The sequence below is a fragment of the Bacillus sp. 205(2023) genome (assembly GCF_037027485.1).
Lineage (GTDB): Bacteria > Bacillota > Bacilli > Bacillales > Bacillaceae > Bacillus > Bacillus halotolerans.
Genome location: NZ_JAXCHF010000016.1, coordinates 29797 through 42383, shown reverse-complemented (window position 1 = coordinate 42383; position 12587 = coordinate 29797). Strand labels below are relative to the sequence as shown.

Below are 12587 nucleotides of genomic sequence, written 5' to 3'. Positions count from 1 at the left end.
TCAACCGGATAACTCACTCTTGTCCCCATAGAAAAAACACCTCCAAGTCTAATTTCGGCTAACAATCATCCGTTTTCAAACTTGAAGGTGTTTTTTATTTGTCTCATCTTATGGGGTCAGTCCCCAATGTTGGTATGTTTTTATTTTTATACGTTCTTAGAAATTATAAGATGAATATGCAGAGGAGTAGGTATCTCTTTATCATACTGGCTGTTCTAAAAAACAGAAGTGTCCTTAAAAGAGGGGAATTCTTTTACGGGTAGAATAAAAGAGAGAAAGTGATAGGAGGGTACAGTTTGCAGGAGATAAAAAAAGAACAATATAGTGATGCCAAAACATTGATACATCATAAAGAAACATGTTGCCCGACATTTGTTTATTCAATATTAGAACAAACAGTTCCGGGAGTTGTTTATGCAGATGATCAATCGTTTCTGATAGGAACCAGCTCAGGAATTTATTATGTTGCAGGGGATGAAAGGAATCAAAATGTAAATGAATTTATCGTTGAATTATACAAAAAGAGAGTTAAATCCAAAAAAAGATTTACTCTGTTTTCTCCCAATCGCTCATGGGACAGCGTAGTAAAAACTGTACTGCATGATGAATTGAATCAAATGATGCGATATGCGTTTTCTCAACAAATTTCTGCCAAAAAGGCTTTTCAGCTTCCAAAGGGGTTTACATTAAAAAGAATAAATGAAGATATCATTTCAAGCAGCACTGAATTTCAAAAAGCTTATTATGAGGAGTATTGGGGTTCAGTCTCGAATTTTTTAAAAAACGGATTTGGATTTGCTGTTATGTATGACAATTATGTTGTCAGTGAGTGCACTTCCATATTTCTAGGCGGCGATCGTGCAGAAATGGATATCTATACACGCGAAGAATATAGAGGAATGGGGTTCGCTTATATTGCTGGGAGTAAGTTTATAAATGATTGTCTCGAAAACGGCGTCAGCCCTAGCTGGGATTGTAATGTCAGCAACAAATCATCTATTCATTTAGCAAAAAAACTAGGATTTGAGATATCAACCAAATACTCCATCTTTTTTAAAAAATCAGGTTAAAAAAGACCCTTCTAAGGAAGGGCCTTTTCTTGAGCACCAAGCTGACGGAGAATATCAAGCTTATTCACATGAACTCTTTTCGCCATTTAAAATGAATATGATTCGCCATCATCCGGCACTAGTACATGAGATGACATGCCTTTTTCATGAATAAAGCCTTTTAATTCTTCTCTGGATAATGCCCAATGGTTGACCGCTTCCATGTGGCTCACGATTATTTTTGCATGAGGGGCAGCTTGATGCGTTTCATGGATATCTTCTTTCCCCATGACAAGAGAGCCGCCCTCAAAGAATTGATTGTTTCCTCCGTTCACTACAATGATTTCTGGCTGGTGTGTATCGATCTCTTCTTGGATCGCATCATACCAAACCGTATCTCCGGCTACATATAACGTTTTCTCGCTTTGGTGTTTGAACACGACACCGCATACAAGACCGGCAAGTTTTAAAATGTCTCCTCTGCCGTGTTCGCCTTTGGTTTTGATTAATTGAATACCTTCAAAGTCTGTGTCGGTTGTGAGAATCTCGACATGTTGAAAACCGGCGTTTCTGACTTCTTTCGCATCTTCTTCATTTTGTACAAACATTTTTATGTCTTTTGGCAACATGTCTTTGGCTGCATCATCAAAGTGATCCAAATGCAAATGAGTGACAATGACTGCATCAAGATTGTTGATGATATGATCCGCTGATGTCGGCAAGCTGACTAAAGGATTTTTTTGATCTTGTCGTGGTGAATTTGGAAATGGAGGATAAGTGCCCTTTTCTGCTAACATTGGATCTATTAAAAACGTTTTGCCTGCATATTCGACAACAAGTGTGGCATTACGAATTTGTTGAATGTTCATATTAAAACTCCTTTTCTTTGATATACGTATAGCTTATACTATGACCAATCGCCAAATACATGGATGAAATCAAGTCTTTTTGCCGTTTTACTTGAATGTTGAAAGAACCTATTACACATGAACATCGAACGGGCTAGAGTGCATCCTGATTGAAGAGAATGCAGGAGACAACCAAAATCGTACGCGGGTTTTAAAAAAGTGAATGTGTTTTTGGAACTCGGACATAGGTGCCAATTTCCTTAGCGCATACGATGTTTTCATTTGTTTTTGAAAGGATAGGATATGATGTTGGATCACACGGATATGCAAATCATAGAAGAGTTATCTAAAAACAGCCGTATTACAATGAAAGAATTAGGGGAGAAAGTTCATTTGACGGGCCAAGCCGCTGCATCCAGGGTTGCCAAATTAGAAGATAACGGAGTGATTGAGGGTTATACCATTAAAGTGAATCAAGACAAATTGGGATATTCTATCCATGCCTTGATTAATATCTATACAAAAAGCACGCATCATCAGCCTTATCTTTCCTTTATCAAAACGCAAGAGACATACGTCATCAATAATTATAAAATCAGCGGGGATGGCTGTTATCTTCTGGAATGCAGATTTCCCTCTAACGAATTGCTGGATGAATTTTTGGTAGGCTTAAATCAGCATGTAAACTATAAATTGTCTATTATTATTAATAACATGCAACAATAAAAATGCATAAAGTAAGAATATATAAATGCTAAAAAAACCAAGGGTGTCAGCCTTTGGTTTTTGTTATAAGGCGGAAGGATACTGAAGTGATGAAGACATTTAATCAGACTGTGGCGAATCATCCGCAATTGGAATCCATTCTTATTCCAATTAGTGATTAACAAATTACGAATATCATCTGGATCTGTGGGGTTCTTTGGAACAGGAAGGCGCTGCACCAGCTGTTCAACTGAATGGCCGACAATTGATGAAAAAAGGCACACAAAGATGTCCAATCACAGACGCCTTTTTTAATGCAGCTTTTTAGGACTGGGATTTACATTTTCATGATCGATTTCATCAAATAAATTTCGGTTCTTTGAATGGGATGGCTGAACATCTTCTTTGATAAAGTCGGGGTGAATGATCTTTTTTAAATCCCTGACTGTTAAAGGCTTGGCTTCATCAATTAATTCTAAGCCTAATAGGCCGTTGGCTTCTAACGTCGCCTTTTTGACATCCTGTAAAGTGGAAACGCCGTGCAGCCTCAATTGCATTTCCAGCTGATCTAACGTCAGTCTCATTCTCTTTAAATTGTCTAAATGTAATTGGCCATCTTCAATGATAATTGTCGCTTTCCCGGTTAACAGCTTTTCAATCAAATTAGACTTTAGCTGAATCCATTCCATAAAAAGGAGTGAGAGCGTAAAAATGACAGCTGCAACTAGTGTTTTTAATAGGCTGTTTTCGATGATCGGCTGAACAATGATGGTTCCGATCGAAATCATGACAACCGTTTGTGCTGAGGTCATTTGCGCAATTGATTTTCTTCCTGAAATTCTAAGCAAAATCACACCAGATATTATGAGGACAAATGCTTCCCAAGTAAAACTCATCCTACCACCTGACCAGTAATGTAAAGGATTATAACGCCGGAGGCTAACTGCAGAGCGTCTTTGACCATTTGAACGTTAATATATCCGAAAGCCTGGTTGTTCATTCAGCATGATGAATGACTTTGTATGTTGCCAAGCTGCCCTGCCCGCATGAGAATAAACAGCGATAAAGTTGCCTTACAGCGGTTCGCGTTCCAAGCGGCTTAGAGCAGGTGAAAAGATTAGTCTTACAATTTTGGACAGGTTGTATAAAAATAAAGCAGATATATGGACATTCTCAAGGCTGGTCCAGTATATTTCAGGCAGGTAAATACCAATCAGCAGGAGGAATGGGATGAAAGAGGTTACTGAATTACTATCACTGAATGCAATAGAGAATTTTATAAACCGTCACCAGTTAAATTTTATCTATATATCAAGACCGAGCTGTACAGTATGCCACGCAGTTTTGCCGCAGCTTAGAGAATTGCTGGAACAGTTTCCGCATATCAAACTAGGACACGTAAATGCATTCAGGGTGGAAGAGGTTGCCGGCAGATTTTCGGTCTTCACCGTACCTGTTCTTCTTTTATTTATTGAGGGTACTGAATTTCTGAGAGAAGCGCGTTTCGTGCATTTTGAACAGCTGGAACAGAAATTAAAAAGAGTTTATCAATTATATGAGGAATAAAATGTGCAGCTAAACGAACATGGCATCAAGTCATGTTCGTTATGTTTTTATGAAGGAAGCAGCTGAATATGAAATTCATTGACATAAAATTCAAATTCATGAAATAATACTCATGAGTAATATTACTAAAGAGTATCTTTTTGTGGAGGCTGATCCGATGTGAAAAGCAGAAAAGGACGTAAAGGGGAGGAGAGCCGGAAACGATTGCTCAAAGCTGCTGCACATGAATTTTCGATTCGGGGATTTCATGAAACGAAGGTAAGTGCCATAGTGAAAAGAGCCGGGCTGACGCAGCCTTCCTTTTATCTGTACTTTCAAAGTAAAGAAGCCATCTTTGAGGAGTTAATCAACGATTTTCACTCTCGCTTAAGAAAGCTGACAGAATCACTTCTCTTGGAAACCGGATTACATGCGAACGATGTAACAAACGGAGTGCTCTCTGCTGTGGAAGCTGTTTTTCAGTTTCTGGCGGAGGACAAGGATTTAACAAGGATCGGTTTTTTTCTCAACCCAGAAGCGAAACAATTGAAACAAGATGTGGCGATGGTTTTGAAAGACAACTTAGAAGCAGAACAGCGCCTTGGCTATTTTCGTTCCGAATTGGAAATGGAAACCGTGGCGGAATGCTTGATCGGCATGATTGAACATTTGACCGATTCATATTTGTTAACCGGAATCAAAGATCCGGCAAGTCTCGCCGAGCAGGTTGTCAATCTCTTAATATACGGGATGCTTCCAAAAGGGAGTGACGCAAGATGATATCTATGATCATGAAAGCCAGTTTGGCAGCTTTTATGCTCGCGGGAGGCATCATAAAGGTGTTCCGCGCTGCCCTTTCAAGTAAAGCATTGGCGGCATTATCAATATCCGTTATGGTTTCTCACTGTTACTGGTATTCTTGAAATAGCGGGGGCATTTGCTATGACAGCGGGAATTTGGAATCGGTATGCAGCATTTGGAGCAGGCGTCCTGTTTGTCGTTCTCATGGCGGGAGCGGTTCATGCACACATTGTTCGAGCGCGCCAATCAGTACTCATGACGATCCCTGCAATAATCTGTTTGATTGTTTCTATCATTATAATCATTTGGGAGTCCACATAAGCTATTCACTTAACAAACCAATTTGCAGGAGACCTCCTTCTCTTATCGAATAATAGAAATAGATCTTCATTTGTACGTTATTCGTCCGGCACCAGCTGGACTTTTTTTCATAAAGGAGGAATACAGGATGGCGTTAACTTTGGAAGACATGACTGTGGAGGAGTTCGAAGCATTTCGCGGGATGTCCGTGCAAAATTATGCGAAACAAAACATACAAGCGGGAACTTGGACGGAAAAAGAGGCGCTTGAGAAATCGGAACAGGCATATGAGAAAATGATTCCGAATGGACGAAACAGCAGCAATCATTTCTTTTGGAACATCACAAATGAAGAAGGGGAAAGGATGGGCTGGCTCTGGCTGTATGCAGATTCGCTTCATCCGCAAAAGGAAGCGTTTATCTATTCCTTTGGATTGTATGAAGCCTTCCGCGGTAAAGGGCTGGCTCAATTGGCGCTTCAAAGTCTGGATGGAAGAGCAAGAGAGCTTGGTGCGGAAAGACTTGCTCTCCATGTGTTTGCGCATAACGAGACAGCCGTCTATCTTTATCAGAAGATGGGATATGCCATGACCAATATACGTATGCGGAAACAGCTGTGCTGATAATAGCTGCTTACTTAAGCGGTTTCCCAAACACAATATGCCAATGCAGATGTTTAGAGTCCTGGTTAGCTCCTAAGGTGGTGATCATACGGCATGCACCTTTTTCATCCAGGGTAATCATGAGGAGATATGTTTCTTCGGGACAGCCACAATATGGACTGGATAAAAAGGGTTTGTATGACAGTAAGCCAATACGTTATCTGCCTCTAATGCCTTATTTGCTTCGTTTTGCCGCTAAATACCGTCATCACAGTAAAAGTCTTCAGTCATATGATCCATCCTCACTTTGTTGCATTTACGAGAAGTTTCCATCTGAACGATCAGGGGCCGCACACCCTTGGTATTTTTTTGCCCCTGAACCCTTAGTCATTGCTGGCTTGATCGACGGGCTAAAGGAGAGGTCTGCTTTACACACAGCAAAAAAAGATTGACCTCAAAAATGTAAGGGGTTACAATTGAAACCAATTAGGAAAGACTTTCCCTATATTAAATGTATTTAGAAATATTTTAGGGTTAATTTTTATTATATAATGATATTTAAAGAGAAAGTCTTTCCTTATTTTCGCAGAATGGGAGTGGTACTGATGGGAAATGTACAGGTTGGGCTATTAGGTGCGGGACGGATGGGAGCTTTTCACGGAGAAAGTATTGCGTTCCGTGTGAAAGGAGCAGATTTGTATGCGGTTGCAGATCCGGTTCCGGGGAATGCAGAAGCATTTGCAAAAAAGCTCGGCTCAAATATTAAAGCGTTTACGGATCCGTTAGACATGCTGGAGCATCCGGATATTGATGCGGTCATCATTGCGTCGCCAGCAAGGACGCATGCCGCAAACATTATTGCAGCGGCAAAGAAGGGGAAAGCTGTATTTTGCGAGAAACCGATGGCTGTTACGCTGGAAGAAGCGGATGAGGTCATCAGAGCAGTAAATGAAGAATCTGTTCCGCTCCAGGTCGGTTTTAACAGACGTTTCGCTAAAGGCTTTCGCAGTGCATATGAAGAAATCCGTGCAGGAAAAATCGGCACACCACAGTTAATGCGTTCCATCACGCGAGATCCGGCACTCGGCGATCCGACTTCAATTCCTCAATGGACGATATTTTTAGAGACGCTGATTCATGATTTTGATACCTTACTCTTTCTCAATCCAAATGCAAAGCCAATTGAAGTCTATGCCGCGGCTGATGCGCTTGTCAGACCTGATTTTAAAGACAAAGGATTTTTGGATACTGCAGTTGTCACGATAAAATTTGATAACGGAGCGATTGCAACGGCGGAAGCGAATTTCCAAGCCGTTTATGGATATGATGTCCGCGGAGAAGTGTTCGGATCTGAAGGCATGCTGACCATCGGAGATATCCGCCATACAAACATGACAAGGTATAACAAAGACGGAGTCAGCTACAACACGATTCGCTACGATCAGGACTTATTATTTGATGCTTATGTTGATGAGTTACAATCATTTGTGGATGCCGTTCGAAATCATAAGCCAACCTTAGTTACAGGCGAAGATGCGCGTGCAGCACTTGCCATTGCCGCAGCTTGTATAGAATCTTGCAAAACGAAGCGGCCTGTTACACTAAAAAACGGAGTGCCGCAAACGGTTTGAGTTTTTGATAGAAGAAGCTCCTTTTTAAAAAGAAATTCTGGTAAGCATTCGTTTATACTAGAGAGGATCTATTTTATAAAGGTGGCCTTCTTATGAAAACAACCATTTATGATGTTGCTAAGGAAGCAAACGTTTCAATCTCTACGGTTTCAAAGGTTCTTAATAACACCGGCAATATAAGTGAAAAAACGAAAAATAGAATTTGGAAAGTGATTGAGGAGCTTCAATATCAGCCAAGTGTTGTGACTTCAGCGAGAAAAATGATGAAGACCATCGGGCTGCTCATTCCTGACATCGCCAATCCGTTTATGGCCGAACTGGCCAGAGCCGTGGAGGACAGCGGCCGTAAAAAGGACTTCAGTGTCATCATATGCAGTACGGACAATAATTCGCTGAGAGAAGAAGAATATATCACCATGCTGAAGCAAAAGCATGTAGACGGCATTATTGTGGCGACGGGTCTCAAAAACAGTCAGGCGATACGCGAGCTGATTGAAAGCGACATGCCGGTTGTCATGCTGTCGAGAGATATACCGCATCTGCCTGTAGACACTGTAGTGGCGGATGATTTTAAAGGGGGATACGAGGCAGCTGTCCATTTAGCCCATTTAGGGCATACAAACATTGCTGTCATAGCAGAAAAGATTAACAATACATCCATTAAAAATCGTGTCATCGGCTTTAAAGAAGGACTGCAGGTTTCAGGAATCCAAATCGATGAATCAGCTATTCTGGACTGTCCATATGACTTGTCAGCCAGTAAAGACATCAGTTTAAAGCTGCTTAATCAAAAATATAGGCCGACGGCTGTCTTTGTGACGACTGAGCTGCTTGCTTTAGGCGTTTTACAGGCTGCTAGGCAGCTTCACATTTCTATTCCTTCATCTCTTTCTCTAGTTGGGTTTGACAACAGCATCCTTGCAAAGATAAGTGATCCCCAATTGACGACTATCGCACAGCCGACTGAAGAAATGGGTGAAAAGGCAATTGAACTGCTGATGGACGGCATGGCCGATTCAAAACAAAAGAAAGTGATACAGCGTGTGATGCTATCTCCTTCATTAATCGTGCGGAATTCAACGGCGTCACTGTTATGACCCTGTATTTTGGGGGATCTTTCTCTTAAACGAAGATCTCCCCTCTTAAACGTTAAATACAATCAGTCGGAGGTGTCTTGATGACATCCAAAAAGGCCTATATCAGTCTTATTTATTTTTTCGGGGCATTAGGAGGTTTGCTGTTCGGGTACGATACGGGTGTAATATCCGGCGCGCTTCTGTTTATTAGAGAAGACATGGAGCTGACTCCATTTTTAGAAGGATTGGTTGTCAGCGGAGTACTGATTGGCGCTTTAGCCGGGGCAGCCTTTTGCGGAAGATTTTCCGACCGCTATGGCAGAAAAAAAACAATCATCTGGCTCGGTGTGCTTTTTACAATTGGAGCCATTGGAACAGGCTTAGCTCATAATTTCGGAATATTATTACTATTCAGAATAGAATTAGGTGTAGCAGTTGGAGGAGCTTCGGCAATTGTTCCTTTGTATCTGTCAGAAATGGCGCCTGCCGCGATCAGAGGCAGAATCGCTTCATTGAATACATTGATGAATTCTTTCGGGATTCTCATGGCGTATATTGTAAACTTTGTTTTTTCATCTTCGGGCAGGTGGGATCTGATGCTCCTATTAGCAGTGATTCCCTCCTTCATTCTCATGGCCGGCATGTTTTTTATGCCTGAAAGCCCGCGATGGGTGCTGCAGAAAAGAAGTGAGGATGAAGCACGCCATATTTTGCTTCTGACGAGAGATCCGAAAACAATCGATGCTGAGATCCGCAGTATGAAGGAGATTAAGACGAAGGAACGTGTTTCCATATCAACATTATTATCCCCGGCAATCAGGCCGATCTTATTTATAGGTATTGGGGTCGCCATCTTTCAGCAAGTAATAGGCACGAATACGATTATTTATTATACACCGACCATCTTAGAAAATGCGGGGTTCGGCGCTTCCAGTGCCATTGCAGGAACCATAGGCATCGGCATTATCAATGTCTTATTTACGATTATCGGCTTGCTGCTGATTGATATGATAGGGCGAAGAAAGCTCATGCTGATCGGCAATGTCGGAATGTCTTTGGCACTTGGTATTTTGGGCATCAGTACGCTGTTCTTTCATGCACCCGATTGGCTGCTGTTATCCTGCTTATGCTTGTTTATGGTAGCGTATTCAGCGAGCTGGGGAATGGTCGTTTGGGTTGTGCTGGCTGAAATTTTCCCGTTGCAGGTCAGGGGAACGGCGCTGGGAATTACCAGTACCTGTCTGTGGCTGGCAAATATTGCAGTGTCGCTGTCCTTCCCGCTGCTTTTAGATCTGATAGGTACAGGTGCTTTATTTCTCATGTACGGCGCCATTGGTGTACTTGCCTTTCTCTTTGTTTATCAATATGTGCCGGAGACAAAAGGCAAATCATTGGAACAGATTGAAGGAGAAATTATGTCAAAGAATACAGTTTCATCTTTCTAAAAGGGGGATTTCAATATGGGAAGAGTATATGGGTTATGCTTATGGACTTTCGGCAGCATTCCATTCGAACAAAAATGCCGCCTGGCTGCAGAAATCGGAGTAGATGGAGTTGAGGTCGAAGGAGATATTTCGCTGAATCCGAAAGACATTGCCGACACATTGGCTGCTCATCAAGTAAAGGTTTTATCAGTAACGCCAAGGAATGTGGATATTTCAAGTGTGAATGAAGAAGTTCGGTCAAAGGCTGTACAGTATTTTTTGGATTTACTGGATTGGGCTGCGGATGCAGGCGCCCCCCGTATCTGTCTTCACGGCGATGTCGGTAAAGTGAGAGGGAGCGGTGATGATGCGCGGGATTGGAGTTTATTGGTCGAAGGCGCTAAAAAAATCATGGCCAAAGCGGAGGAATTACAGATTCAGGTCGTATTCGAAGTATTAAACCGGTACGAAAATCATCAAGTGGTGACTGGCAAAGAAGCGTTACAATTAATACGTGATGTCAGCAGCCCCAATCTAGAAGTACTTCTCGATGCGTATCATATGAATATAGAAGAAGCTGATCCTGTAAAGGCCATTAAATTGGCAGGGCAGAAACTCGGAGTCTATCACGTGGCTGATTCAAATCGCCAGGCGATCGGAAACGGCCATGCGAATCTCAAAGAGCAAATCGAAGCGCTTAATTTTATCGGTTATAAAGGCCCGATAATTATGGAGATGGTGGCGGCTGGACCGGATCCGTTTACTTCGATGAAAGGAAATGCCTATTTGGAAGTAGTGGCAGGGTATTATAAGTCATCATTAGAGACATTAAGGTCATGGGAAGGCTTGAAAATATAAAGAAAAAAGGACAACGGCTGTTGTCCTTTTTAATGCCGCTTGAACATTCCCGCTCAGTTTTTTTTATCTTGATGATCAAGCTCTTTCATCCGTTTCGTAAGCTCATTGAATGCCTGATCAAGCTCCTTGTACCCTTTATCATTTGGCGTCATAAAACTGAGCTTTCCCAGCACTTCTTGTCTTTCTGTCTCAAGCTTTAAACGAAGCTCCTCCCGGTCATTTCTTTCTGAAGGAACGTCATTCAATTGCTTTTCGATACCATTGTTTGAAATAACGAGTTTGCTGTTCGTTGTTTTCTCGAGAAAATAACGGTCGTGTGATACCACAATCAGTGTGCCGCTGTATTGTGACAGTGTTTCTTCCAGCTGTTCGCGTGACGGCAGGTCGAGGTGATTGGTCGGTTCATCTAATATCAGCACGTCTTTTTCCTCTAAGATATAAGCCATCAGCTTGCACTTTACACGCTCGCCCATACTCATATGTTGAATTGGTTCTGTCCATTGAGAAGCGGTAAATCCCAATCGCGTCATGATATTCTGGACATTTCCTCTCGCCTCGAACGTGTCTTGATAAAATAACTCCTCCGGTGTTTGTTCTAAAGGCAAATCAAATACTTCCTGTGTTAAATAACCGATTTTTGCTGATGGTGATATCCACACTTTTCCCTCAGCCGTTTCCTGTCCAAGAATGACTTTCAATAAGGTTGTTTTTCCGCTGCCGTTTGGGCCTGTAATGGCAACCTTTTCTCCGTGCTGAATCGTAAAGCGGGCGTTTTGAAACAGTGTCTTTTCGCCAAATGACTTCGTCAGGTGTTGAACCTCCAAAAACCGTTTTCCTGTTTTATGAGTTGTATCAATTGAAAAACGAACAGTATATTCCGGATCGACAGGCTCAGCCTTTGTCTTTTCGAGTTCTTTTTCAAGCCGCTTTTGTTTCGATTTGATCTGGGCATCTGTGCGCTTTGCTTTTACACGATGGTATTCTTTAAACCCTTCCTTTTTCGTCGATTGTGCGTGGGCTTTTTTTGACCATGAAGTGAGTTCTGTCATTTGTGCTTCAATCCGTTCAATCATTTTCTGCTGTTTTTCATATTCGCGCTGCTGTGTCAGTCTTTTTTCTTTCCGGAACTTCATGTAACCAGAGTAATTCCCTTTGTATTCAGTAAGCGTATGGTCCTCGATTGACCATATTTTCGTGGCAGCTTCATCTAAGAAATACCGATCGTGCGAAACGAGAATGACAGTGCCGCTAATATTTTTCAGCTGCTGAATGAGAAATTGCAAGCTTATGTCATCAAGATGGTTTGTCGGTTCATCCAGCATGAAAAGGTCTGCATCCTCTGATAGCCCTTTTGCCAGCCGTGCTTTCAGTTTTTCTCCGCCGCTTAACTGGCTGAAATCACGGGCTGGCACGTTCCATTTCTCCAGCAGTTTCACTTCGGCAGGTGTCTGATTCTCAAAGGAATACGATTCAGTCTCCTGTTCAACCAGCACCGTTTTTAAGCCGTGCTGCATCCATTGGATTTGTCCCTGTGACGGAATTAAGTCCTTGTTGATCAGGTGAAGCAGCGTCGATTTTCCAGCCCCGTTTTTGCCGATAATCCCAATGATATCGCCTTGCTGAACGCTGGCATTTATGTTTTTAAAAACGGTAAGATCCTTCACTTCATAGCTGACGTTTATTAGTTTTAATTGTTCTTTCATCTATATCCCTCGCTTTAAGGGAGAACAAAAAAATCCTCCCAAATGT

General features: G+C 41.9%; 12 protein-coding genes and 3 pseudogenes. 11 read left to right on the top strand and 4 right to left on the bottom strand.

The features are described 5' to 3' along the window. Positions 1-296: 296 nt before the first annotated feature. Positions 297-1070, top strand: coding sequence for a GNAT family N-acetyltransferase (locus tag WA325_RS20295; protein WP_336184128.1), 774 nt, complete (start codon positions 297-299; stop codon positions 1068-1070). Positions 1071-1156: 86 nt separating this feature from the next. Here the strand turns inward: WA325_RS20295 and WA325_RS20290 are convergent, their stop codons facing one another. After that, entirely contained in the window at positions 1157-1918 is a 762-nt protein-coding gene (locus WA325_RS20290; RefSeq protein ID WP_336184127.1) for an MBL fold metallo-hydrolase, read from the bottom strand. A 285-nt stretch (positions 1919-2203) separates the two neighbouring features. On the opposite strand from WA325_RS20290, the gene WA325_RS20285 reads away from it, so the two are divergent. Beyond that, the gene (locus WA325_RS20285) at positions 2204-2623 is read left to right on the top strand and encodes an Lrp/AsnC family transcriptional regulator (RefSeq protein ID WP_024120359.1); all 420 of its coding nucleotides are present in this window, start codon (positions 2204-2206) and stop codon (positions 2621-2623) included. A gap of 74 nt (positions 2624-2697) precedes the next feature. Then, positions 2698-2784, top strand: a pseudogene (locus tag WA325_RS20280) (methyltransferase); the annotation flags it as partial. Positions 2785-2913: 129 nt separating this feature from the next. Here the strand turns inward: WA325_RS20280 and WA325_RS20275 are convergent. Continuing rightward, a complete protein-coding gene (locus WA325_RS20275; protein ID WP_059291876.1) occupies positions 2914-3498 on the bottom strand; it encodes a DUF421 domain-containing protein in 585 nt (194 codons plus the stop codon). Between the two features lie 334 nt (positions 3499-3832). On the opposite strand from WA325_RS20275, the gene WA325_RS20270 reads away from it, so the two are divergent. From WA325_RS20270 to WA325_RS20255, 4 genes and pseudogenes are all read left to right on the top strand, one after another. Next, entirely contained in the window at positions 3833-4168 is a 336-nt protein-coding gene (locus tag WA325_RS20270) for a thioredoxin family protein (RefSeq protein ID WP_336184126.1), read from the top strand. A 159-nt stretch (positions 4169-4327) separates the two neighbouring features. Beyond that, positions 4328-4927: a TetR/AcrR family transcriptional regulator gene (locus WA325_RS20265; RefSeq protein ID WP_059291874.1), complete on the top strand. Its 600-nt coding sequence runs from the start codon at positions 4328-4330 to the stop codon at positions 4925-4927. After that, a pseudogene (locus WA325_RS20260) lies at positions 4924-5269 on the top strand (DoxX family protein). Before WA325_RS20265 ends, WA325_RS20260 begins: the two are co-directional and overlap by 4 nt. Positions 5270-5396: 127 nt before the next feature. Then, entirely contained in the window at positions 5397-5870 is a 474-nt protein-coding gene (locus WA325_RS20255; protein WP_336184125.1) for a GNAT family N-acetyltransferase, read from the top strand. Between the two features lie 10 nt (positions 5871-5880). Here the strand turns inward: WA325_RS20255 and WA325_RS20250 are convergent. Next, a pseudogene (locus WA325_RS20250) lies at positions 5881-6182 on the bottom strand (HIT domain-containing protein). Between the two features lie 272 nt (positions 6183-6454). On the opposite strand from WA325_RS20250, the gene WA325_RS20245 reads away from it, so the two are divergent. From WA325_RS20245 to WA325_RS20230, 4 genes are all read left to right on the top strand, one after another. After that, positions 6455-7480 (top strand): Gfo/Idh/MocA family oxidoreductase, encoded by a 1026-nt coding sequence (locus WA325_RS20245; protein ID WP_284560251.1) that lies wholly within the window; start codon positions 6455-6457, stop codon positions 7478-7480. Between the two features lie 92 nt (positions 7481-7572). Next, on the top strand, positions 7573-8577 hold the full coding sequence (locus WA325_RS20240) for a LacI family DNA-binding transcriptional regulator (protein ID WP_336184124.1): 1005 nt from the start codon (positions 7573-7575) through the stop codon (positions 8575-8577). A gap of 80 nt (positions 8578-8657) precedes the next feature. Continuing rightward, the gene (locus WA325_RS20235) at positions 8658-10001 is read left to right on the top strand and encodes a sugar porter family MFS transporter (RefSeq protein WP_336184123.1); all 1344 of its coding nucleotides are present in this window, start codon (positions 8658-8660) and stop codon (positions 9999-10001) included. A 15-nt stretch (positions 10002-10016) separates the two neighbouring features. Beyond that, a complete protein-coding gene (locus WA325_RS20230) occupies positions 10017-10838 on the top strand; it encodes a sugar phosphate isomerase/epimerase family protein (protein ID WP_336184122.1) in 822 nt (273 codons plus the stop codon). A 53-nt stretch (positions 10839-10891) separates the two neighbouring features. Here WA325_RS20230 and abc-f read toward each other — a convergent pair whose 3' ends face one another. Continuing rightward, complete coding sequence (gene abc-f / locus WA325_RS20225; RefSeq protein ID WP_336184121.1) at positions 10892-12541, bottom strand: ribosomal protection-like ABC-F family protein; 1650 nt, start codon at positions 12539-12541, stop codon at positions 10892-10894. Positions 12542-12587 lie beyond the last annotated feature (46 nt).